We start from the raw sequence: 23,097 nt of genomic DNA on the forward strand, positions 1-23,097 counted from the left end.
CGAGGCTAGGCGCGCGCCTGTTTCCCCGCAAGCGGATTCGCGTCTCTTCTTCTTGATCGAAATATCCCGGGGGCGCGATAGCGCGGGGCCGAGCCCCTCGCCGTTATGCCACCAGCGCCTCGGCCTTCTTCAGGTCGACCGAGACCAGCTGGCTCACGCCCTGCTCCTGCATCGTCACACCGAACAACCGGTCCATCCGCGCCATCGTCACCGCGTGGTGGGTGATGATCAGGAAGCGCGTATCGGTGCGCCGCGTCATCTCGTCGAGCAGGTCGCAGAAGCGCGTCACGTTGGCGTCATCGAGCGGCGCGTCGACCTCGTCGAGCACGCAGATCGGGGCGGGGTTGGCCATGAAGACCGCGAAGATCAGCGCCATCGCGGTCAGCGTCTGCTCGCCACCCGACAGCAGCGACAGCGTCGACAGCTTCTTGCCCGGCGGCTGGCACATGATCTCGAGACCGGCCTCCAGCGGGTCGTCGCTTTCGACCAGCTGCAGGTTCGCCGAGCCGCCGCCGAAGAGGTGGGTGAACAGCGTGCGGAAGTTCTCGTTCACCTGCTCGAACGCGGTCAGTAGACGCTCGCGCCCTTCGCGGTTCAGACCCGAAATCCCGGCGCGCAGCTTGCGGATCGCCTCTTCGAGATCGGATTTCTCCTGCACCAGCGTGTCATGCTCTTCCTGCACCTCGCGGGCATCTTCCTCGGCGCGCAGGTTCACCGCACCAAGGCTCTCGCGCAGCCGCTTGAGCCGGTTCACTTCCGCGTCGAGCTTCTCCGCGTCGGGCATCTTTTCGGGATCGGCGTCGAGGCTTTCCAGCAAATCCTGCGGCGACTTCTCGGTCTCCTCGAGGATACGTTCGGCGGCATAGGCGACGGTTTCGCGGGCCGCATCGACGCGGGCTTCGGCACGGGCGCGGGCTTCGCGCGCCTCACCGGCCAGACGTTCGGCCTCGCGTTCGGCCAGCTGCGCCTCGCGCAGGGCGCTTTCCGCACTCGAAAGCTTGTCCGATGCCTCGGCCTGACGCGCTTCGGCGGTGGCGATGGCCTCCGACAGTTCGGCGCGTTTCGCGGCCAGTTCCTCGGGGGCGGCGGAGGCGTCCTTCAGCTCCGCCTCGCTCTCGATCTTGCGGGTTTCCAGCTCAGCCGAGCGCTTCTCGGCGGTCTCCAGACGGTGCCGCCAGCCGGAGATTTCCTTGGTGATCTCCTGCCGACGCTTCAGCCGCGCCTCGCCTTCCCGACGGATTTCGTCATGGGCGGAGCGCTTGGTCATCATCGTCATCCGCGCCGCTTCGACGGTCATCTTCACCGCCTCGACGTCGCCGCGCGCGGCGTCCAGATCGGGCAGGGAGGATTGCGCATTCTCCGCCTCGCGCAGCGCCATCCGCGCGCTGCCAGCCTCTTCCTCGTGGCGGGCGACGGCGAGTTGGGCGCTTTCCAGCTTGGAGCTGGCGATGGAGCGATCGGCCTCGGCGCGGCTGAGCGCGCGGCCCGCTTCGGCCAGACGGCGATCGGCATCGCGGCGCGCCTCGCGGGCGGCGGCATCGGCGCGGGTGGCCTCAGCCAGCGCGGCGGTCAGCGCCTCATGGGCGGATTTCGCGCCCGAAGCGCGCGCCTCGGCCTCTTCCAGATCGCGCTTCAACTCCACCAGACGGTTGAGCTGTTGCAGGCGTAGGGCTGCGGCGGTCGGGGCATCCTCGGCGCCGGCGCGATAGCCGTCCCAGCGCCACAGATCGCCCTCGGTCGAGACGAGCCGCTGGCCGGGGGCCAGTTGATCCTGCAGCCGCACACCCTCGTCGTAATCCTCGACCAGACCGATCTGCGAAATCCGGCGGACCAGCACATCGGGCACATCCACATGAGCCGAGAGCGGCTCGACACCGACGGGCAGGGGCTGCGGCGCGGGATAGTCGGGCAGCGCCTGCCAGCCGGTCGCGTCATCCTCGCCCACTTCCGGCGCGCGCAGATCATCGGCGAGCGCGGCACCGAGCGCCGCCTCGTAGCCGCGATCCACCCGGACGCGGTCGAGAATCTGCTGACCGTTGGAGGCTTCGCGCTCGACGAGACGGGCCAGCGCCGACACTTCGGCCCGCAAGGCCCCCGCTTCGCCCTCGGCCTCCGAGCGCGCCGCCCGGGCCGCGCTTTCGCGGCCCTGCGCCTCGGCCCGCGCGTCATCGGCGGCGGCCAATGCCTCTTCTGCAGCTTCGGCGGCAGCCTGCGCCTGTGTCTGTGCGCCTTCGGCCGCCTCGAATTCGGTGTTCGCCTTCGCAAGCGCGGCAGCAGCGGCCTCGGCGGCCTGCTTCGCCTGCGCGGCGGCGGCTTCGGATTTCTCGGCCGTTGCGCGGTTGTCGGTGACGAGGCGCTGCGACGACTGGTGGCGGGCGGCGAGCCGCGCGACATCCTCGGTCAGCTCCGACAGTTGCGCCTCGCGCTCCTGCAGAATCTGCGCGGCCTCATGAGCGGCATCGACCGCGGCGGCCAGTTTGTCTTCATGCCCCTCGGAGGCTTTCGCGATCTGGGATTGCTCCCATTCGAGCCGCCCGATCGTCTCGCCCGCATCGCGGTTGAGCCCCGCTTCGCGCTCCATGTCGCGCACGAGCTGTTCGATCCGGGCCTTCAGCGTCTCGATCCGCGCGATCGCCTGATCTTCCTGATCCGAGAGCGCGTCGCGCTGCACGGTGAGGCGCTGCAGGATCGCGCCCGCGATGGCCTCTTCCTCGCGCAGCGGCGGTAGCGCGTCTTCCTTGCCCTGCCGGGCCTTGGCAGACTCGCGGGAGGCTTTCTCGGCCTGCGCGGCCCCGGCGACCTTCTCGCGATGCGCCTCTTCGGCGGTGGTGCGGGCCAGATCGGCTTCGCGCCAGCGGCGATAGAGCAGCATCCCCTCGGCGCGGCGCAGCTCTTCGCCGATGGTGCGGTAGCGCGCGGCCTGACGCGCCTGCCGGGCGAGAGTGGCCAGCTGCGAGGCGAGTTGCTCGATCACGTCGTCGACGCGGGTCAGGTTCTGTTCGGCGCCGTTCAGCTTCAACTCCGCTTCGTGGCGGCGCTGATAGAGGCCCGAGATCCCGGCCGCTTCCTCGAGGATGCGGCGGCGGTTCTTCGGTTTGGCGTTGATCAGTTCGGAAATCTGGCCCTGCCGCACGAGCGCGGGCGAATGCGCGCCGGTCGAGGCGTCGGCGAACAGCATCTGCACGTCGCGGGCGCGCACGTCCTTGGAGTTCACCTTATAGGCCGAGCCCGCATCGCGGGTGATCCGGCGCACGATCTCCAGCCCGTCGCTGTCGTTGAACCCGGAGGGCGCAAGCCGCTCGGTATTGTCGATCTGCAGCGCGACTTCCGCGAAATTGCGCGCGCCGCGCGACGAGGCCCCCGCGAAGATCACGTCTTCCATCCCGCCGCCGCGCATTGCAGAGGGGCGGTTCTCGCCCATCACCCAGCGCAGCGCTTCCAACAGGTTCGACTTGCCGCAGCCATTGGGTCCGACGACGCCGGTCAGCCCGTCATGGATCACGAGATCCGTGGGGTCCACGAAGCTCTTGAAACCGTTGAGACGTAGCCGAGAGAAGCGCAATTGCCGAACTTTCCGAATCTGACCGAGTTCTGAGAAGTGTCCGTAGAGCAGGCCTGCGAGTCAATGGGAAGACACCGCATCTGGCTATGATGGGGCTGTTATCCACAATATATTGGCGCATTCCCGCGCAGGGTTTTGGCTGGTGCGACGTGCCGGCTGAGGGTGCCGGTATGCGCGTCCTCCGTCTTTTCCTTTTGCGCGCGCGGGCTTAGCATCGGAAGCGTCCCAAGGAGCCGACCGATGATCCCAGCCCTGTCCCTGATCCTCGCCTGCCAACTCGCTGGCGAGATCCTGTCCCGTGCTTTGCAACTGCCGCTTCCCGGCCCGGTTCTGGGGATGATCTTCCTGCTTTTGCTCATGAGCGTCTCGGGCAAGGTGCAGCAGATCGTGCGCCCCACGGCCCAGTTCGTCTTGCAACACCTGTCGCTTCTCTTCGTGCCTGCGGGCGTGGGGATCGTCGCGCATCTGGGCGCGTTGCGCGAGCATGGGCTGGGGCTGGCGGTGGCGCTGGTGGTGTCGACGATGTTGGCGATCGTGGTCGGGGCGGCGGCCTTCGTCGCGGTGGCGAAGCTGACCCGGAGCGATGTCGATGACTGATCCGTTCAAGCTCTGGTCCTACCTGTCCTCCGAACCGCTGCTGTGGCTGTGGGCGACGCTGATCGCCTATTGGATCGGGGATACGATCTTCAGGCGCGTGAACCGCAGCCCCTTCGCCAATCCGGTGATGATCGCGGTGGTAATCTTAGGCGCGGTGCTCCTGATGACGGGCACGCCCTATCAGCGCTATTTCGACGGGGCGCAGTTCGTCCACTTCATGCTGGGCCCGGCGACGGTCTGTCTCGCGGTGCCGCTGCATGCGAACCTGCCCAAGGTGAAACGCGCGCTTCTGCCGATCGCGGCGGGTCTGGCGGCGGGGTCGGTCACGGCCATCGTCTCGGTTCTGGCGATTGCAAAGGCGATGGGCGCGGGGCCTGAACTGCTCGCCTCGCTCGCGCCGAAATCGGTGACGGCCCCGGTGGCTATCGGGATTTCGCAATCCCTTGGTGGCGAGCCGTCGCTGACCGCGGCGCTGGTGATCCTGACCGGCATGATCGGGGCGATCACGGTGACGCCGATGCTCAACCTGCTGGGCTTTCGCGACTGGCGGGCGCGGGGCTTCGCGGTGGGCGTCGCGGCGCATGGGATCGGCACGGCGCGCGCCTTTCAGGTGCATGAGACTGCGGGCGCGTTTGCGTCCATCGGCATGGGGCTGAACGCGGTGCTGACCGCCTTCCTCGCGCCGGTCGTGCTGAGTTACTTCGGTTAATCGACTTCCGTCAGTATTGGCGCGGTGGGCGCGCCTTGTAGACCGGAAGCTTCCAGCCGAAACGCAGCGATCCGGCCCGCAGCGCAAAGGTCACGCCGCCGCAGATCAAAAGCGCGATCAGCGTATCCGCCCCGAGCGCCGTCGCTATCACTGCGCTCATGGCCCCGGCAAACGCGCAGGAGAGATACAGCTCGCCCTGTTTGAGAACCAGCGGCACCTCGTTGCAGACCACGTCGCGCATCAGGCCGCCGAACGTGCCGGTGGCGATGCCCATGATCAGCACGATCACCGGCCCATGCTCCAGCCGCATCGTGATCGCGACGCCCGCAGGCACTGCCACCGCCAAGGCGCAGGCATCGAGCCACAGCAGCGCGCGGTAGCGGCTTTCCAGAAGATGCGCGGTGAAGAACACGACCACCGCCGCCCCTGCCGCGATCAGCACATAGGTGGGATCGCCGACCCAGAAGACCGGGTCGCGGCCCAGAAGCAGATCGCGCAGCGTGCCGCCGCCGATAGCGGTCAGCGCGGCAATGAAGATGAAGCCCACGAGATCGAGCTGCTGGCGCGAGGCGACCAGCGCCCCGGTCAGCGCGAAGACCAGCACCGAGGCGTAATCCAGCGCAGCCCCCAAGGGAAACTCCCCCAGCCAGTCAGGCAGGGCGGTCATTTTTGCTTGGCCGGTTTGAAGGGTTCCATCCCGGCGCGGGCCAGCTCGTCGGCGCGCTCGTTCTCGGGGTGGCCCGCGTGGCCCTTGATCCATTCCCACGTCACGCGATGGCGGCGCTGCGCCTCGTCGAGCCGCTGCCAGAGATCGACGTTCTTCACCGGCTTCTTCGCCGCGGTCTTCCAGCCGTTGCGCTTCCAGCCGTGGATCCAGCCGGTCACGCCGTTCTTCACGTAAGCGGAGTCGGTGGTGATCGTGATCGCGGTGTCGCGGGTCAGGGTCTCCAGCGCGTTGATGGCGGCCAGAAGCTCCATCCGGTTATTGGTGGTCTCCGCTTCGCCGCCCTTTAGCTCGCGCTCTTTGACGACGCTTTCACCGTCCATCGCGCGCATCAAGACGCCCCAGCCGCCGGGGCCGGGATTGCCGCTGCACGCGCCATCCGTCCATGCGTAAAGCTCAGGCATCGAGACTCACATAGCCGTCGAGCGCTGCGATCCGGTCGAGCCAGCGGCGCAGCGCCGGGAAGGGCTCGAGATCATAGCCGCCGCGGGTCTCAGCGGTATGGGTGTAGGCGTAAAGGCAGATATCGGCGAGGCTCATCGTGTCGCCCGCGAGCCAATCGGCCTGCTCCAGTCGCTGCTCCATGATGCCCAGCAGGACGTGGCCGCGCACTTCCAGCGCGTCGAGCGTCTCCTGCGTGCGCTCATGCGCGCGATGCGGATAGCACAGGATCGCGGCGCGCACGGCGATGACGCCCTCGTGCTGGTTCTGCTCCCAGAACATCCAGGACAGCATCTGCGCGCGGGCGAAGCGGTCCTCTGGGATGAAGCGCGAGCCCTCGCCGAGATAGGTCAGGATCGCGTTGGACTCCGCCAGCACCCGCCCGTCATCGAGATGCAGCGCGGGCGCTTTGCCGAAGGGCAGCGCACCGCTCTCATGAGCTTCGGCCAGTGCCTCGGTGTTGTATTCCACATCGATCTTGTCGTAGCTCTGGCCCAGCAGCGCCATCAGCAGACGCACCTTGTAGCTGTTGCCCGAGGAGGGCATCGAATAAAGCTTCATCTCGTTACGTCCTCACAAGCGCGATCAGGCAGGCGACGACGACGACGGTCAGGCCGATGCGCAGTTTGAGCCACCAGCGCGGTGTGTGGCCGAATTTCTGGAACAGCCAGTCGAGCGGCAAGAGCGCGAGGAAGCCCAGGATCAGCACGAAATTCACCGGCATCCCGAGCGCCACGAAGGCGATGAAGAAGATGACCGGAGCGACGGCGAGGAAATAGCCGGTCTCCCATTCCGCGCTCGCGGCGAAACCCCATAGGCTGCCTGCCATGAAGCAGAAGATCATCAGGCCATAGGCGAGCACCGCCACGCGCGGATCGGCCACGAAGGCGAATTGCCCGGTTTGCACGACCAGCACGCCCCAAAGGAACGGGATCAGCCCGGCAAGGCCAAGGAGCAGCGCGCCGCCGGGGATTTTCGGGCCGATTTCGCGCATCACGACGCCTCTCTCAGCACGCGGGGCACCTTGAATTCGATGTCCTCGCGGGCGGTTTCGATCTGGTCGACGGTCAGGTCATAGCGCTGGCGGAAGGCGTCGATCACCTCGTCGATCAGCACTTCCGGCGCGCTCGCGCCCGCGGTCACGCCGACCGTCTGCACACCTTCCAGCGCACGCCAGTCGATATCCGCGGCGCGCTGCACCAGCTGCGAATAGGCGCAGCCCGAGGCTTTGCCGACCTCGACCAGACGGCGCGAGTTGGACGAGTTCGGCGCGCCGATCACCAGCAGCGCGTCGATCTGATCGGCCATCGCCTTCACCGATGCCTGACGGTTCGTGGTGGCGTAGCAGATGTCTTCTTTCGCGGGGCCGACGATCTTCGGAAAACGGTCCTGCAGCGCGGCCACGATCGCCGCCGTGTCATCGACCGACAGCGTGGTTTGGGTGATGAAGGCCAGCCTATCGGGATCGCGCGGCGTGATCTTGGCCACGTCCTCGACCGTCTCGACCAGTAGCACCTCGCCATCGGGCAGCTGCCCCATCGTGCCCAGCACTTCCGGGTGGCCCGCATGGCCGATCATGACCATCTGCAGCCCCTCGTTCGAGTGCCGCTCGGCTTCCTTGTGGACCTTGCTCACCAGCGGGCAGGTCGCATCGACATAGATCATCTCGCGCCGCGACGCCTCGGCGGGCACCGATTTCGGCACACCATGGGCCGAGAAGATCACCGGCCGGTCATCAGGGCATTCGTCGAGCTCTTCCACGAAGACCGCGCCTTGGTCGCGCAGGCTGTCGACGACGTATTTGTTATGCACGATCTCGTGGCGCACATAGACCGGTGCGCCCCATTTCTCGATCGCCATCTCGACGATCTTGATCGCCCGGTCGACGCCCGCGCAAAAGCCGCGCGGGGCTGCCAGATAAAGGGTCAGGGAGGGTTTCATCGCGCGCTCCTTTGTTCGGGTTCAGACCTAAAGCCCCGTCCGCCTCGCGTCCAGAGGCGATCAGCTTGCGAGTTTGATCGCTTCCGCCGTCAGCCAGGCCAGCACCGCGTAGCGCCCAGCCTTGGCCACGAAGACCAGCGGAATGAAGAGCCACAGCGACATGCGCAGGATGCCCGAGATCAGGCAGATCAGATCGCCGCCGGGAGCCCAGCTCAGCAACAGCAGGCCGATCCCCCAGCGCTCGAACCAGCGATGGCCCCGTGCGAGCTGTGCTTCGGTCGCGGGGAACCATTTGCGGTCTTTCCAGTGGGTGACGCCCAGTCCGATCACGTAGGTGACGAGCGAGCCGATCGTGTTTCCCACGGCGGCGATGAGGATCATCAGCCAGATATTCTGGGTGCCAAGCGTCTGCAGCGCGACGAATACGAGCTCCGACTGGAACGGGATCGGCGTCGCCGCCAGAAGCGCCGAGACGAAGAGGCCAAAGAGGGAAACGTTTTCGAGCATCAGGCCTTCCGCAATGACAAAGGGCGCGCAGGTGATCTGCACGCCCCTTCAAGCACGAATTACGGGTCGCGTCAGGCCCCGGATCAGCTCTCGTCGCCGTTCTCGTCCTCGCGCGGCTCACGCGGCGGGCGACCGATCACTTCGCGCAGCGCGTCGAGTTCGATGAAATTGTCGGCCTGACGGCGCAGCTCGTCGGCGATCATCGGCGGCTGCGAGCGGATCGTCGAGACGACCGAGACGCGGCAGCCCTGACGCTGAAGGCTTTCGATCAGCGGCCGGAAATCACCATCGCCGGAGAACAGCACGATATGATCGAGGCGCGGTGCGAGTTCCATCGCATCGACGGCCAGCTCGATATCCATGTTGCCCTTCACCTTCCGGCGACCCATGGAATCCGTGTATTCCTTGGCCGGTTTGGTGACCATCGCGAAGCCGTTGTAATTCAGCCAATCCACGAGGGGCCGGATCGGTGAATATTCTTCACTCTCCAGAAGAGCGGTGTAATAGAAGGCGCGGACGAGTTTGCCGCGACGTTCAAATTCTTGTCTCAACAGCTTGTAATCAATATCAAAGCCAAGCGCCTTGGCGGCCGCATAGAGATTAGATCCGTCAATGAACAGGGCGAGCCGTTCGTCCTTGTAGAACATACAGTCCTCTTGCACAGGTAGGGTGGACCAGTTCGCGCAGGTGCCGATACGGAAAGTATAGCCGCATCAATTGTGTTGCACAGGCGGGGAGGGCCGACCAGATTTATCTAGGACATATCGCATTTCGCGAGGGAAACGGAATCTGTCTTTATGGACACTAACTATTTGGTCGCTTTCGGGGCGAATCTACCAAGCCAATTCGGGTCTCCTCGCACTACGCTCTGCGCCGCGATCGAGCGGCTCGAGCAATTGGGGTTTTCCTTGGTTGCCGCCAGTCGCTTCTGGTCGACGCCTGCCGTTCCCGAAGGGTCCGGTCCCGATTTCGTGAACGCTTGTTGCAAAATGCGAAGCAGTTTGCAACCGCGCGATGCGCTCGCGCAACTTCATGGAGTCGAAGAAGAATTTGGCCGTGTGCGGGAAGGTCGTTGGAGCGCGCGTGTTGTCGATATCGACCTGATCGCCTCGGAGGATCGGGTTCTACCGGATCGCGAGAGCTTTCTGCGCTGGAAGAACCTTCCGCCGGAGGCGCAGCAGCGCGACGCCCCGACCGACCTGATCCTGCCGCATCCGCGCTTGCAGGACAGGGCTTTCGTGCTGATTCCCTTGGCCGAAATCGCGCCGCTCTGGCGCCACCCGATCACGGGCGACAGCGTGATGGAAATGCTCGCCGCCCTTCCCGAGGCGGAAAAATCCCCGATTTCCCCTCTGTAACGTGGTCAAAACCCTGCGGACGGGCCGGATGGGCGCTTGTGTTTCTGCACTGCAAAGCCTAAGTAGGGCCCTCAATCCGAGTTCTTCTGGAGAGATTCATGGCCCGCGTGACGGTTGAAGATTGCGTTGACAAGGTTCCGAACCGCTTCGAGCTGGTAATGCTCGCTTCGCATCGTGCCCGCGAAATCGCTGCTGGCGCTCCCCTCACGGTCGAGCGTGACAACGATAAAAATCCCGTCGTCGCTCTGCGCGAAATCGCCGAGGAGACCCAATCGGCCGAGGATCTGCGTGAGCGTCTCATCGAGAGCAACCAGACCCAGATCGAGGTCGACGAGCCCGAAGAGGACTCGATGGCGATGCTCATGGGTGGTGAGACCCCCGATCGTGCCGTCGAAGACGACATGAGCGAAGAGCGTATGCTGCGCGCGCTGATGGACGCGCAGGGGCGCGAGTAATCCACTGATTGGCCGGAACGAGCGCGAATGATCGACGTCGAAGACCTGATCGCGCTCGTCCGCAATTATAATCCCAAGACCGATGCGGATCTGATCCGGAAGGCCTATGCCTACGGAAAAGACATGCATGAAGGGCAGTTCCGGCATTCGGGCGAGCCCTATTTTTCGCATCCCGTCGCGGTGGCGGCGATCCTGACCGAGCAGCGTCTAGACGATGCGACCATCATCACCGCCCTTCTGCACGACACGATCGAAGACACGCGCTCGACCTATGGCGAAGTGTCCGAGATGTTCGGCGAGCAGATCGCCGAGCTGGTCGATGGCGTCACCAAGCTGACAAATCTGCAACTTTCGAACGCGGCCTCGAAGCAGGCGGAGAACTTCCGCAAGCTGTTCATGGCGATGTCGAAAGACCTGCGGGTGATCCTCGTGAAGCTCGCCGACCGTCTGCACAACATGCGCACGATCCGCTCGATGCGGGCCGAGAAGCAGGCGCAGAAAGCGCGCGAGACGATGGAGATCTACGCGCCGCTCGCAGGCCGGATGGGTATGCAATGGATGCGCGAGGAGCTTGAAGACCTCGCCTTCAAGGTGCTCAACCCCGAGGCACGCACCTCGATCATCCGCCGCTTTGTCAGCCTGCAAAAGGAAACTGGCGATGTGATCCCGAAGATCACCGCCGACATCCGCGCGCTGCTCGAAGACGAGGATATCGACGCGGACGTGTTCGGGCGCGCGAAGCGGCCCTATTCGATCTGGCGCAAGATGGAGGAGAAGCAGCTCACCTTCTCGCGCCTGTCGGATATCTACGGCTTCCGCGTCATTACCCGCACCGAGATGGATTGCTACCGGGTGCTGGGCCTGATCCACCACCGCTGGCGCGCGGTGCCGACCCGGTTCAAGGATTACATCAGTCAGCCGAAGACCAACGGCTACCGCTCGATTCACACCACCGTTTCGGGGCGTGACGGCAAGCGCGTCGAGGTGCAGATCCGCACCCGGCAGATGCACGAAGTGGCCGAGGCGGGCGTCGCGGCGCACTGGTCCTATCGCGATGGCGAGCGGGCGCAGAACCCCTTCGCGGTCGATCCAGCGAAATGGCTCGCCTCGCTCAGCGAGCGGTTCTCGGACCCCGATGGCGACGGCGATCACGACGAGTTTCTCGAGAACGTCAAACTCGAGATGTATTCCGATCAGGTCTTCTGCTTCACCCCGAAAGGCGATGTGGTGAAGCTGCCGAAAGGCGCGACCCCGATCGATTTCGCCTATGCGATCCACACGCGGATCGGAAATAGCTGCGTCGGCGCCAAGGTCGACGGGATCCGCGTGCCGCTCTGGACCCGGCTGAAGAATGGCCAGTCGGTCGAGGTGATCACCGCCTCGGGCCAGCGTCCGCAGCTGACCTGGCTCGATATAGTGGCGACCGGGCGCGCCAAGGCCGCGATCCGCAAATCGCTGCGCGAGGAAGATCGCGACCGCTTCATCAAGCTGGGGCAGGAACTGGCGCGTGTGGCCTTCGAACATGTCGGCCGCCGCGTGACCGACAAGGCGCTGCGCACGGCCGGCAAGGCGCTGGGGATCGGCGATCAGGACGAGGTTCTCGCCCGGCTCGGCTCTGCGGAACTGGCGGCCTCGGATGTGCTCGACGCGCTGTATCCCGAGCTCGCCCAACGCCGCGAAGGCACCGAGATCGAGCCGACCCGCGCCGTTCTGGGACTCGGCGCCGATCAGAGCTTCCGCCGCGCCGATTGTTGCCAGCCGCTGCCGGGCGAGCGCATCGTCGGCATCACCTATCGGGGCAAGGGCGTGGTGATCCACGCCATCGACTGTCCCGCGCTCGAAGAGTTCGAGGATCAGCCCGAACGCTGGGTCGATCTGCATTGGAAGACCGGGCAACACCCGCCCGCCTATACCGCGACCCTGAAGGTCACGATCTCGAACGACGCGGGCGTGCTGGGACATATCTGCACATTGATCGGCCAGCAGAAGGCAAATATTTCGGACCTCAACTTCGTGGAGCGCAAGCCGGACTTCTATTCGGTTCTCGTCGAGGTCGAACTGTGCGATGCAGAACATATGCATCGCCTGCTTACCGCCTTGGAGGCGGAGAGCGACGTGGCGCAGGTGGAGCGGATCAGAAACCTGTCGCGCAAACCCTGACGCACACGGCGCAGGGGGGAGAAAGGACGGCAGCGTGGTCTTCAGACGACGCGAAAAACGGGGGGTTTGGGCCAACCTGCGCGAGGCGATCTGGCCGCGTTCGGGCTGGTCCCGGGCTTTTCAATACGTCAAGCACCGGGTCAACCGGCTTCCCGACCGCCCGCACCGGATCGCGCGTGGCGTCTGGGCGGGGGTCTTGGTCTCTTTCACGCCGCTCTTCGGATTTCACTTCGTCAGCGCCGCCGCCGTGGCCTGGATCATGCGCGGCAATATCCTCGCCGCGATCCTCGCGACGTTTTTCGGCAACCCGGTCACCTTCCCGATCATCGCGGTCTTCTCGACGAAGCTGGGGCACAAGATCCTCGGCGACCGGCTCGATCATGGCGGGGAACCGGAAAGCCTGCTGCAGACCTTTCAGGCGGCGAGCCACGATCTGCTGCATAACTTCTGGGCGATGTTCACCCCCGAGCACGCGGAATGGAGCGGGCTGGAGCGGTTCTTCACCGATGTCTGGTTGCCCTATCTGATCGGCGGGATCGGCCCCGGCGTGATCGCGGCGACCATCTGCTACTACGTGTCCCTGCCGATCATCACGGCCTATCAGAACCGCCGCCGCAGCAAGCTGAAGTCGCGGCTGGAGAAGATTCGGGCGAAGATCAAGCGCGAGGAACGCGCGGCGGCGGGGAAAGCAGAGAACTCCGAAGACTGAGTAGGGCTCAGGCCTGCGCTTCGCCTGCGCCCGCTTCGCTCAGCGCATAGCCGCGGCGCTGCGCCCGGCGACGAAACCGCTCCGCCGCATGGACTGCGTCGCGCAGGTTGGAGAACCACCGAAGACAGGACGCGCCGGTCTGGCCCTGCAGGCCCCATTCGCGCAGCACGGTATATTCCCCGAACAGGTTGTCGGAGACTTCCACGCGATAGAACCGTCGCGACGTCGGCGTGTGAAGAAGGAGATTGAGCATGGCAGTGCCCCTGTATCCCGATTTCGTGAAGTGAATCAGAGCGGAGCAGTTTTGGCCAGCGAAAAGAGGTTAACGCCTTGATATCCGCGCTAGAGGTGGTTTCGTCAGCTCCAGCGGACCTCGCCCAGGAAGATATAGCCTGCGCCGTAAATCGTCTTGATAAGGCGCGGGTTTTTCGGATCTTCGCCCAGCTTCGTACGCAGCCGCGAAATCCGCACATCCATCGCCCGGTCGAAGCTTTCGCCTGCCGCGCCGCCCAAGCTTTCCTGCATCTGCGCGCGGGTGATTAGCCTGTTCGGGCTCTCGAGAAAGAGCCGCAGTACCTCGCCTTCGGCATGGGAGAAAGAGGTCTCGGCACCGTCCTCCGCCACCAGCAGGTAGCGGTCGAAATGGGCGGTCCAGCCTGCGAAATGGGCGGTCTGCGCCTGCGCCGGGCCTTCGCTGCGTCCCTTGCGCAGGCGCGCACGGATGCGGGCCACGACCTCGGCCGGATCGAAGGGTTTGATGATGTAATCATCCGCGCCAAGTTCCAGCCCCGTCACCCGGTCCTGCACCTGCGCGCGGCCCGAAATGATGATGATCGCGGCGCCCGATTCCAGCGCCAGCCGATGCACCAGCGCGAGCCCGTCGCGATCGGGCAGGCCCAGATCGACGAGGCAGACATCGGGGGAGGAGCGCTTCAGCCCGGCTTCGAATTCGGTCGCGCGGCCGTAGCAGGTCGTGCGGAACCCGGCCTCTTCGAGCGCGTCGGAGAGCATCCGGCGGATTTCGGGCTCGTCGTCGAGGATCGCGACAAGGGGATGGTCGGCACTCATCGAGGCACTCCCGCAAGCAGCGCCGCAAGCTGCGCGGCGGTAAAGGGTTTCTGAAGGACCGGGCAGGGGGCCTGCGCGCGCAGCGCATCGCCCGGCGGCAGCGAGGTCATCAGGATCATCGGAACCTGATTGCGGATTTTGCGGGCGAGATCCACCCCGTTGCGCGGGCCGGGAAGCTGGATATCCGACAGGACCAGCGCTATATCGGGCAGGTTCAGAAGCGCCTCGGCCTCGGCGATCGTTCCCGCCTCGACGACCGTGTGATCCATCGCCCGCAGCATGTCGCGGGTGCTGGCGCGAATGTCCTCGTCATCCTCGACCAAGAGCACCATCATCGGCTCGGTTTGGCGGGCGGCGGGTTTAAGCGGCAGGCGCATCGTGACGCGCGCGCCGTCTTCGGTATTGGCCAGCCGCAGCGTGCCGCCCGCGAGCTTGGTCTGGTCATAGACCATCGACAGGCCGAGCCCGGAGCCTTCGTTGCCCTTGGTCGTGAAGAACGGATCGAGCGCATGTTCGAGCGCCTCATCCGAGAACCCGCCGCCCTGATCGGTCACGGCGATCTCGACCCATGTATCGCGCACCGCACGGGCTTCGATCCGGATCGTGCCGCCCTCGGCGCGCATCGCGTGATTGGCGTTCAGGATCAGGTTCAGCAGGCTGTCCTGCAACGGGCCGGGATCGAGCAGGATCGAGTCTTTCAGATCGCTATTGTCGAAATCGAGCGTCACCGGATCATGCAGCGTCGGCCCGGCCATCGCGGCGAGATCGTCGAAGAGATCGTCGAGCACCACCGCCTGCGGGCGCAGCTCGCGCGGGCCCGAGATCGCGGCGATCCGGTCGAGAAGCGTGCCGCCGCGCCGGGCCGCACCAAGGGTCGCCCGGATCGCGTCCTGCGCGTCGGCGGGCAGCCCCTCCATCCGTTCGAGCCGCCCCTGCAGACCGAGGATGATCGTCAGGAGATTGGCGAAGTCATGCGCCAGCCCCGACGACAGCTGTGCGGCCAATTCGCGCTTCGCGGATTGCGCGAGTGCTGCGCGGGCCTGCGCCTCATGCGTGACGTCGGTGGAGAGGATATAGACCCCGCTCACCTCGTTCTTGCTGGCAAGATCGGGGGTCAGCGCGACGCGGATGCGCCGACCCGACGGGTCATGCGTGATCTCGACGACGCTCGCCTCGCCCGCCAGCGCGCGCCGGAACCCGGGTGTGATCTTGCGATAGGTCTCGGGGCCGAGCGCCTCGCTCGCGTGGTGGCCGACCGCATTGGCGAGCGAGCCGGGCATAACGGTCGACAGGCGGCGGTTGGAAAAGGTGTAGATCAGGTTACGATCGACCCGCGCGATATGGGCGGGCATCATCTCGGTCACCTGCCGCGTGCGGGCTTCGGTGATCGCCAGCTGGCGCGAGGTTTCCTCCAGCGCCATGTTGGTCGCGGCCAGTTCCCGGTTCGCCGCCGCCAGCGCCTCGGCATGGTCGAGCAGCTGGTCTGACAATTCCTCGGACCGCGCGCGCAACAGCGCCTCTTGCCGCTTCACCGGCGTGATATCGGTATAGACCGTGACCCAACCGCCCTCGGGCAGCGGCGCGCCTTCGACCGAGATCGTGCGCCCGTTCGCCCGCTGACGCTCCATGTAATGGGCCTCGAAGGCGCGGGCGGTCTCGACCCGTTCGCGGACGGCGGCCTCGATATCGTCGACCTCGCCATATTCGCCCCGCGTGACGAGGAAGCGAATCGTGTCCTCGAAGGTGGTGCCGGGCTGGGTCAGCGTGTCGGGCAGGTCGAACATCAGCTGATATTGCCGGTTCGACACGGCAAGCCGCAGATCGCTGTCGAAGATCGACAGCGCCTGTCCGATCAGGTTCAGCCCCGCCTGTGTCAGCCGCTCGCGGCTTGTTTCGCTCACCTCACCCCTCCCGCTCCTTGGCTTTTGCTACCACCGGCAGGCGGCGCGGCAAAGCGTGTTTCGCTGCGCAGCGAAGCGGTAAGAATTCGTTACAATCACGAAAAGATCACGAAAACTTTGACATGGACTGTCGAGCCATGCCGAACTGTGCGCGGAGGAGCGCCCGGGGCGGTCGAGGGACGCCGGACATACCGGCGCGAGGGAGGAAAATTTGGCTGACGCAGTCGCGAAGGGGCAGGAGTCTGCCCAATCGATTCCTGCGCTTTTGGCGCGGAACGTGGCCCGATATGGTGGCTACCCCGCCTATCGCGAAAAGGAATTCGGGATCTGGCAGAGCTGGAGCTGGGCCGAAGCGGCCGAGGAAATCCGCGCGATGGCGCTGGGCTTCCTGAGCCTCGGCGTGGAACGGGGCGATTATATCGCCATCATCGGGCGCAACCGCCCCATGCATTACTGGTCGATGGTCGCGGCGCAGATGTGCGGCGCGATTCCGGTGCCGCTCTATCAGGACGCGGCGGCCGACGAGATGGCCTATGTGATGGAGCATTGCGGCGCGCGCTTCGTCGTCTGCGGCGATCAGGAGCAGGTTGACAAGATCGTCGAGATCGAGGACCGCATCCACGCGATCACCCATGTCACCTACACCGACAAGCGCGGCATGCGGAAATACGACCATTCGCGCATGAACGCGCTGGAGGACGTGCAGGCCGAGGGCCGCGCGGGCCATTCGCGCTACGAGGCCGAGCTGGACAAGCGCATCGCCGAGCTGACCTATGACAGCACCTGCGTGATGCTCTACACCTCGGGCACGACCGGCAAGCCGAAGGGCGTGGTCCTGTCGAACCGCAACATCATCGAGACCGCCAAGGCGTCCTCGGAATTCGATCACCTGAACCACAACGACGAAGTTCTCGCCTACCTGCCGATGGCATGGGTGGGCGATTTCATCTTCTCGATCGGGCAGGCCTATTGGTCGGGCTTCACCGTGAACTGCCCGGAAAGCCCCGAGACGATGATGATCGACCTGCGCGAGATCGGGCCGACCTATTTCTTCGCGCCGCCGCGGGTCTTCGAGAACCAGCTGACCTCGGTGATGATCCGCATGGAAGATGCGGGCAAGCTGAAGAAGAAGCTGTTCGACCACTACATGAAGGTCGCGCGCGAAGTCGGTCCCGACATTCTCGACGGCAAGCCCGTCAGCTTCGGCAAGCGGATGTCCTATGCGCTGGGCAATTTCTTCGTCTATGGCCCGCTCAAGAACACGCTGGGCTTCTCGCGCATCCGCGTGGGCTACACGGCGGGCGAGGCGATCGGGCCGGAGATCTTCTCCTTCTACCGCTCGCTCGGGATCAACCTGAAGCAGCTCTACGGTCAGACCGAAGCTTCGGTCTTCATCACCCAGCAGCCCGATGGCGAAGTGCGCGCCGATACGGTGGGCGTGCCGTCCCCGGGCGTCGAGGTGAAGATCGCCGACAATGGCGAAGTCTTCTACCGCAGCCCCGGCACCTTCGTGGAGTATTACAAGAACGCTGAGAGCACGGCGTCCACCAAGGACCCGGAAGGCTGGGTCGCTACGGGCGATGCGGGCTTCTTCGAGGAAGATACCGGGCATCTGAGGATCATCGACCGCGCCAAGGACGTGGGCAAGATGGCCGACGGTCGCCTGTTCGCGCCGAAATATGTCGAGAACAAGCTTAAATTCTACCCCTCGATCCTCGAGGCGGTGGTGTTCGGTGCGGGCAAGGACCGTTGCACGGCTTTCATCAATATCGACCTCACCGCGGTCGGCAACTGGGCCGAGCGCAACAACATCTCCTACGCCTCCTATCAGGAGCTTGCGGGCCATCCGCGCGTCTATGAGATGATCCGCGAGCATGTCGAAGAGGTGAATGAAAGCATCGCCGAAGATCCGATGCTCTCGGGCTGTCAGGTCCATCGCTTCCTGATCCTGCACAAGGAACTCGACGCCGATGACGGCGAGATGACCCGCACCCGCAAGGTCCGCCGCAACGTGATCGGCGAGAAATTCGCCGACCTCATCGCGGCGCTCTACGACGGGCGCGACGAGATCTACACCGAAACGGAAGTGACCTACGAGGACGGGCGCAAAGGCTCGATCAAGGCGACGCTGAAGATCGCCGACGCGAAGGTCGTGGCCCCGAAACAGATGGCGGAGGCGGCGGAATGAAAGACATGAACGAAGGTTACGTCACCGCCGACGGCCGCCAGATCGGCGGGGTCATCATGGAGATGAAGAACATCACGCTGCGCTTCGGCGGTGTGGTGGCGATCAAGGATATCTCCTTCGACATCCGCGAGGGCGAGATCCGCGCGATCATCGGGCCGAACGGCGCGGGGAAATCCTCGATGCTGAACGTCATCTCGGGCTTCTATATCCCGACCGAGGGCGAGGTGTTCTACAAGGGCATCAAGCGCGGGCCGATGAAGCCTTATCAGGTCGCGCGTCTCGGCATCGCGCGCACCTTCCAGAACATCGCGTTGTTCGACGGCATGTCGGTGCTCGACAACATCATGACCGGACGGCTGACCCATATGAAGAAGGGTCTCATGTCGCAGGCGGGCTGGTGGTGGACGGGTGCCGCCGCCGAGGAGCACGAGAACCGCGAGAAGGTCGAGAAGATCATCGACTTTCTCGAGATCCAGAATATCCGCAAAACGCCGGTGGGGCGTCTGCCCTACGGTCTGAAGAAGCGGGTGGAGCTGGCGCGTGCATTGGCCGCCGAGCCGAAGATCCTTCTGCTCGACGAGCCGATGGCGGGGATGAACGTCGAAGAGAAAGAGGACATGAGCCGCTTCATCCTCGACGTGAACGACGAATTCGGCACCACCATCGTCCTGATCGAACACGATATGGGCGTCGTGATGGACCTCTCCGACCGGGTCGTCGTGATGGATTACGGCAAGAAGATCGGTGACGGCACGCCCGACGAGGTGCGCAGCAATCAAGACGTGATCGACGCCTATCTGGGGGTGGCCCATGACTGAGACCATCCGCATCGCAACTCAGACATCGGAGGCGCGTCATGCCTGATATCGTTCTCTATGCCGCCGAGGTGACGCTGAACGGCCTGATGGCAGGGGTGCTCTATGCGCTCGTGGCGCTGGGCTTCGTGCTGATCTTCAAAGCCTCTGGCATCTTCAACTATGCGCAGGGCGTGCTCGCGCTCTTTGCCGCGCTGACGCTGGTCGGCATCCAGAAGGGGCAAGTGCCCTTCGCCCATCTCATCAACGCGATGACGGGCAATCACTACACGAATTTCCCGTGGGAGGTTCCGGCAATCGTCGCGATCCTGCTGGCGGCGGCCGTGATGGTCGTGCTCGCGATCATCATCGAGAAAGTGGTGCTCAAGCATCTGGTGAACCAGGCGCCGATCATTCTCTTCATGGCGACGATCGGGATGGCCTATTTCCTCGAAGGCTTCGGGGACGTGATGTGGGGCTCTGACATCAAGACGCTCGATGTGGGGCTGCCGCAGGGCATCAACGAGACCATCGACACCGTCACCTTCAACATGTTCGGCTACGGCTTCTTCATCGACAATCTCGATATCGTGGCGGCGATCGTCGCGGTGCTGCTGGTGTCGGCGCTGACCGTGTTCTCGCAATACTCCAAGCAGGGCCGGGCGCTGCGTGCGGTGGCCGACGATCACCAGGCCGCGCTGTCGGTCGGGATCTCGCTGCGCTTCATCTGGATCCTCGTCTGGTCCATCGCGGGCTTCGTGGCGCTGGTCGCGGGCATCATGTGGGGCTCGAAATCGGGCGTGCAGTTCTCGCTGTCGCTGATTGCGCTCAAGGCGCTGCCGGTGCTGATGCTGGGCGGCTTCACCTCGATCCCGGGCGCCATTGTCGGCGGTCTGATCATCGGTGTGGGCGAGAAACTGTTTGAACTGCTGATCGGGGCCCCCTTCCTGGGTGGCGCGACCGAGAACTGGTTCGCCTATGTCCTCGCGCTCGTCTTCCTCGTGTTCCGGCCGCAGGGCCTGTTCGGCGAGAAGATCATCGAGAGGGTCTGACCGATGATCACGACGCTTTCACGCCACGGTGAAAAATTCCTTGATCGAGCCGCAGGGGTGCGACAAGCTGCCACATGTCGTGGCGTCAAGGGGAGGGGAGCCCAGTGTCGTCGCGCTGAAGTGACGATCATTGGGAGGACCGTTACCGATGAAGACCTGTGCAACCGTGTTCACGATTGGCTGGGGAGCCGCGCTCGCATTCGGATGGATCGCGCTGGCCGCGCCGCCGGAAGAACCGACCACCTTGCAAACACTGAATATCGTGCTGGCCGCCTTGGGGGCGGGAGCCGGGCTCTGGGCCTGGGTAAGGATCCGGCGCGGCAACTGCTGACGGGAGACGACGCGCTCTCCCTGACGAAAGGGAGAGGCTGATGTTTTACCGCGAAGCAGGTGATTTCAAGACATCCTACCGGGAGGACAGTCAGACCTTTCCGATCAAGTTCGACCGGCTGCGCTATTACGCGGTGCTGGTGGTCGCCTTCGGGATCGTTCCGCTGTTCATCAACGACTACTGGGCGAACGCGGTCGCGGTACCCTTCCTGATCTACGCCATCGCGGCGATCGGGCTGAATATCCTCGTGGGCTATGCCGGGCAGGTGAGCCTTGGCACCGGGGGCTTCATGGCAGTGGGCGCCTATGCCGTCTACAAGCTGATGACGGCCTTCCCGGACGTCAACATCTTCTTCCACGTCATCATCGCGGGGTTCATCACCGCCGCCGTAGGCGTGATCTTCGGCCTGCCGAGCCTGCGCATCAAAGGTTTCTACCTCGCGGTGGCGACGCTGGCGGCGCAGTTCTTCCTCGTCTGGCTCTTCAACAAGGTGCCGTGGTTCTACAACTACTCGGCCTCGGGTCAGATCAACGCGCCCGAGCGCACCGTCTTCGGCGTCTTCGTAACCGGCGCGCAGACCTCGGCCATGGCGAAATACATGTTCTGCCTCGTGATGCTGACGCTGGTGGCGCTGGTCGCGCGCAACCTGACGCGCGGCACGGTGGGACGAAAATGGATGGCGATCCGCGACATGGACATCGCCGCCGAGATCATCGGGGTGAACCCGCTGACGACCAAACTCTCGGCCTTCGCGGTCAGCTCGTTCTTCATCGGCATCGCCGGCGCGCTGTTCTTCGCGGTCTATCTGGGCGCGGCAGAAGTGGGCGAAGCCTTCGGCATCCAGAAGTCCTTCCTGATCCTCTTCATGGTGATCATCGGCGGTCTGGGCTCGATCTTCGGCTCGTTTGCGGGCGCTGCCTTCCTCGTGCTGCTGCCGGTCTTCCTCAAGAACGTGCTCGTCGGCACGCTCGGTTGGCCGACGGACCTCGCCGCGCATATCGAGCTGATGATCGTGGGCGGGCTGATCGTGGCCTTCCTGATCGCGGAACCGCATGGCCTCGCGCAGCTCTGGCGCGTCGCGAAAGAAAAACTCCGGCTTTGGCCCTTCCCGCACTGACGGCCGGGCCGCCCAACACAAAGAACCGGGACACGCCCGGCGCAACACTCGAACATTCTGGGAGGAGAACCGAATGAAGAAGACCCTAACCGCACTGGTCGCGGCGGCGATGACGCTGACCACGGCCCCGGCTTTCGCCGAACTGGTGGTGCCGAACCTCAGCTATCGCACCGGACCTTATGCCGCGAACGGCATCCCGTACGCCGATGGCTTCAACGACTATTTCACCCTGCTCAACGAGCGTGACGGCGGCATCGGCGGCGAGATGGTTGCCACTCCCGAATGCGAAACCGCCTACAACACCGAGAAGGGCGTGGAATGCTACGAGTCGACCAAGGGCGAAGGCGCGCTGGCCTATAACCCGCTCTCGACCGGCATCACCTATCAGCTGATCCCGAAGGTCACCGCTGACGGCATCACGCTCTACACCCCGGGCTACGGCCGCACCTCGGCTGCGAACGGCAAGGTGTTCAAGTGGGTCTTCAACTTCCCGGCCAACTACTGGGATGGCGCCTCGGTCGCGATCAAACACATCATTGATCAGGAAGGTGGCGACATCAGCGGTAAGAAAATCGCGCTGGTCTATCACAACTCCGCCTATGGCAAGGAGCCGATCCGCACGCTCGAAGAGCTGGCCAAGAAGCACGGTTTCGAGCTGTCGACCCTGCCCGTCGACCACCCCGGTCAGGAGCAGAAGTCGCAATGGCTGCAGATCCGTCGTGACAAGCCCGACTATGTCCTGATGTGGGGCTGGGGCGTCATGAACCAGGTCGCCATCCAGGAAGCCGTGAACATCCGCTTCCCGATGGATCACTTCATCGGCGTCTGGTGGTCGGGGTCCGAGAACGACGTGGCTCCGGCAGGCGACAAGGCCTCGGGCTACAAGGCGCTCTCGTTCCACGGCACCGGTATGGACTACCCGGTCTATGCGGACCTCAAGCAATATGTCGTCGATGCCGGCAAGGCGTCGGGCGCAGGCGATCAAGTCGGCACGATGCTCTATTCGCGCGGCATGTACGCGGCGATGATCATCTCCGAAGCGATCCGCAAAGCGCAGGAGATGGCCGGCAAGTCGAACGTCAACGCCGCTGAAGTTCGCGACGGTTTCGAAAACCTCGACCTCACCGAAGCCCGTCTGGAAGAGCTCGGCCTGCCGAACTTCGCCCAGCCGATCAAGGCGAGCTGCGAGAACCACGGGGGCCCCGGCTCCGCCAAGGTCTTCCAGTGGGATGCCGGTGCGAAGAAGTGGAACGAAGCCTCTGACTGGATCGAATCCGACAAGGACGTGCTGAACCCGCTGATCGAAGAAGATTCCGCAGCCTTCGCTTCGGAAAACAACATCACCGACCAGTGTAACTGATCGAAAACGGCCTCCGGCGCGCGCCGCCGGGGGCCACCCCAACGTCCCGGAGAGAACCATGCTCGACGCTTCGAAAACCGATAACACCCTTCTCGAGGTCAACAATATCGAGGTGATCTACAA

Annotated in this window: 23 protein-coding genes; 12 read left to right on the forward strand and 11 right to left on the reverse strand. The window is 64.4% G+C overall.

The features are described from left to right. Nucleotides 1–103 precede the first annotated feature (103 nt). Nucleotides 104–3,562, reverse strand: coding sequence for a chromosome segregation protein SMC (smc, locus tag B3D39_RS15530; protein ID WP_286789856.1), 3,459 nt, complete (start codon nucleotides 3,560–3,562; stop codon nucleotides 104–106). A 240-nt stretch (nucleotides 3,563–3,802) separates the two neighbouring features. On the opposite strand from smc, the gene B3D39_RS15535 reads away from it, so the two are divergent. Continuing rightward, nucleotides 3,803–4,159, forward strand: a complete 357-nt coding sequence (locus B3D39_RS15535) for a CidA/LrgA family protein (protein WP_274962808.1) — start codon at nucleotides 3,803–3,805, stop codon at nucleotides 4,157–4,159. Next, a complete protein-coding gene (locus tag B3D39_RS15540; protein ID WP_078522349.1) occupies nucleotides 4,152–4,868 on the forward strand; it encodes an LrgB family protein in 717 nt (238 codons plus the stop codon). The genes B3D39_RS15535 and B3D39_RS15540 overlap by 8 nt, the downstream gene beginning before the upstream one ends. A 10-nt stretch (nucleotides 4,869–4,878) precedes the next feature. On the opposite strand, the gene B3D39_RS15545 is transcribed toward B3D39_RS15540, so the two are convergent. The 7 genes from B3D39_RS15545 to B3D39_RS15575 form a co-directional block, all read right to left on the reverse strand. After that, nucleotides 4,879–5,535 carry a trimeric intracellular cation channel family protein gene (locus B3D39_RS15545; RefSeq protein ID WP_078522350.1) on the reverse strand — a complete coding sequence of 219 codons (657 nt, stop codon included), beginning with the start codon at nucleotides 5,533–5,535 and terminating at the stop codon, nucleotides 4,879–4,881. After that, a complete protein-coding gene (gene rnhA / locus B3D39_RS15550; RefSeq protein ID WP_078551118.1) occupies nucleotides 5,532–5,996 on the reverse strand; it encodes a ribonuclease HI in 465 nt (154 codons plus the stop codon). The genes B3D39_RS15545 and rnhA overlap by 4 nt, the downstream gene beginning before the upstream one ends. After that, the gene (locus tag B3D39_RS15555; protein ID WP_274962807.1) at nucleotides 5,989–6,594 is read right to left on the reverse strand and encodes a glutathione S-transferase family protein; all 606 of its coding nucleotides are present in this window, start codon (nucleotides 6,592–6,594) and stop codon (nucleotides 5,989–5,991) included. The genes rnhA and B3D39_RS15555 overlap by 8 nt, the downstream gene beginning before the upstream one ends. A 4-nt stretch (nucleotides 6,595–6,598) precedes the next feature. Next, nucleotides 6,599–7,027 carry a DUF3429 domain-containing protein gene (locus B3D39_RS15560; RefSeq protein ID WP_274962806.1) on the reverse strand — a complete coding sequence of 143 codons (429 nt, stop codon included), beginning with the start codon at nucleotides 7,025–7,027 and terminating at the stop codon, nucleotides 6,599–6,601. Continuing rightward, complete coding sequence (gene ispH, locus B3D39_RS15565) at nucleotides 7,027–7,974, reverse strand: 4-hydroxy-3-methylbut-2-enyl diphosphate reductase (protein ID WP_078541705.1); 948 nt, start codon at nucleotides 7,972–7,974, stop codon at nucleotides 7,027–7,029. The genes B3D39_RS15560 and ispH overlap by 1 nt, the downstream gene beginning before the upstream one ends. 60 nt (nucleotides 7,975–8,034) lie before the next feature. Then, nucleotides 8,035–8,481, reverse strand: a complete 447-nt coding sequence (locus tag B3D39_RS15570) for a YqaA family protein (RefSeq protein WP_078606086.1) — start codon at nucleotides 8,479–8,481, stop codon at nucleotides 8,035–8,037. Between the two features lie 83 nt (nucleotides 8,482–8,564). Continuing rightward, complete coding sequence (locus tag B3D39_RS15575; protein WP_078541707.1) at nucleotides 8,565–9,128, reverse strand: NYN domain-containing protein; 564 nt, start codon at nucleotides 9,126–9,128, stop codon at nucleotides 8,565–8,567. 150 nt (nucleotides 9,129–9,278) lie between these two features. Here B3D39_RS15575 and folK point away from each other — a divergent pair, with 150 nt between their 5' ends. From folK to B3D39_RS15595, 4 genes are all read left to right on the forward strand, one after another. Beyond that, entirely contained in the window at nucleotides 9,279–9,839 is a 561-nt protein-coding gene (folK, locus tag B3D39_RS15580; protein WP_286789857.1) for a 2-amino-4-hydroxy-6-hydroxymethyldihydropteridine diphosphokinase, read from the forward strand. Between the two features lie 98 nt (nucleotides 9,840–9,937). After that, the gene (gene rpoZ, locus B3D39_RS15585) at nucleotides 9,938–10,294 is read left to right on the forward strand and encodes a DNA-directed RNA polymerase subunit omega (RefSeq protein WP_098409730.1); all 357 of its coding nucleotides are present in this window, start codon (nucleotides 9,938–9,940) and stop codon (nucleotides 10,292–10,294) included. A 27-nt stretch (nucleotides 10,295–10,321) separates the two neighbouring features. Continuing rightward, complete coding sequence (locus B3D39_RS15590; protein WP_274962804.1) at nucleotides 10,322–12,454, forward strand: RelA/SpoT family protein; 2,133 nt, start codon at nucleotides 10,322–10,324, stop codon at nucleotides 12,452–12,454. Between the two features lie 34 nt (nucleotides 12,455–12,488). Further along, nucleotides 12,489–13,163: a DUF2062 domain-containing protein gene (locus B3D39_RS15595; RefSeq protein WP_274962803.1), complete on the forward strand. Its 675-nt coding sequence runs from the start codon at nucleotides 12,489–12,491 to the stop codon at nucleotides 13,161–13,163. A gap of 7 nt (nucleotides 13,164–13,170) precedes the next feature. Here the strand turns inward: B3D39_RS15595 and B3D39_RS15600 are convergent, their stop codons facing one another. The 3 genes from B3D39_RS15600 to B3D39_RS15610 form a co-directional block, all read right to left on the reverse strand. After that, nucleotides 13,171–13,416: a WGR domain-containing protein gene (locus tag B3D39_RS15600; RefSeq protein WP_078541711.1), complete on the reverse strand. Its 246-nt coding sequence runs from the start codon at nucleotides 13,414–13,416 to the stop codon at nucleotides 13,171–13,173. A gap of 104 nt (nucleotides 13,417–13,520) precedes the next feature. Beyond that, nucleotides 13,521–14,231, reverse strand: coding sequence for a response regulator transcription factor (locus B3D39_RS15605; RefSeq protein WP_078541712.1), 711 nt, complete (start codon nucleotides 14,229–14,231; stop codon nucleotides 13,521–13,523). Next, nucleotides 14,228–16,132: a PAS-domain containing protein gene (locus B3D39_RS15610; RefSeq protein WP_274962802.1), complete on the reverse strand. Its 1,905-nt coding sequence runs from the start codon at nucleotides 16,130–16,132 to the stop codon at nucleotides 14,228–14,230. The genes B3D39_RS15605 and B3D39_RS15610 overlap by 4 nt, the downstream gene beginning before the upstream one ends. A 211-nt stretch (nucleotides 16,133–16,343) precedes the next feature. Here B3D39_RS15610 and B3D39_RS15615 point away from each other — a divergent pair, with 211 nt between their 5' ends. The 6 genes from B3D39_RS15615 (at nucleotide 16,344) to B3D39_RS15640 (ending at nucleotide 22,974) form a co-directional block, all read left to right on the forward strand. Further along, nucleotides 16,344–18,320 (forward strand): long-chain fatty acid--CoA ligase, encoded by a 1,977-nt coding sequence (locus B3D39_RS15615; RefSeq protein WP_078550812.1) that lies wholly within the window; start codon nucleotides 16,344–16,346, stop codon nucleotides 18,318–18,320. Beyond that, nucleotides 18,317–19,138 (forward strand): ABC transporter ATP-binding protein, encoded by an 822-nt coding sequence (locus tag B3D39_RS15620; protein WP_078522363.1) that lies wholly within the window; start codon nucleotides 18,317–18,319, stop codon nucleotides 19,136–19,138. The genes B3D39_RS15615 and B3D39_RS15620 overlap by 4 nt, the downstream gene beginning before the upstream one ends. Before the next feature lie 38 nt (nucleotides 19,139–19,176). After that, nucleotides 19,177–20,166: a branched-chain amino acid ABC transporter permease gene (locus tag B3D39_RS15625; protein WP_078550810.1), complete on the forward strand. Its 990-nt coding sequence runs from the start codon at nucleotides 19,177–19,179 to the stop codon at nucleotides 20,164–20,166. Nucleotides 20,167–20,314: 148 nt separating this feature from the next. Beyond that, complete coding sequence (locus B3D39_RS15630) at nucleotides 20,315–20,497, forward strand: hypothetical protein (protein ID WP_078541717.1); 183 nt, start codon at nucleotides 20,315–20,317, stop codon at nucleotides 20,495–20,497. A gap of 40 nt (nucleotides 20,498–20,537) precedes the next feature. Further along, nucleotides 20,538–21,614 (forward strand): branched-chain amino acid ABC transporter permease, encoded by a 1,077-nt coding sequence (locus tag B3D39_RS15635; RefSeq protein ID WP_078550808.1) that lies wholly within the window; start codon nucleotides 20,538–20,540, stop codon nucleotides 21,612–21,614. Nucleotides 21,615–21,687: 73 nt separating this feature from the next. Further along, nucleotides 21,688–22,974, forward strand: coding sequence for an ABC transporter substrate-binding protein (locus B3D39_RS15640; RefSeq protein ID WP_078522367.1), 1,287 nt, complete (start codon nucleotides 21,688–21,690; stop codon nucleotides 22,972–22,974). Nucleotides 22,975–23,097 lie beyond the last annotated feature (123 nt).

It is taken from the genome of Thioclava sp. UBA3469 (assembly GCF_002378135.1).
GTDB lineage: Bacteria > Pseudomonadota > Alphaproteobacteria > Rhodobacterales > Rhodobacteraceae > Thioclava > Thioclava sediminum.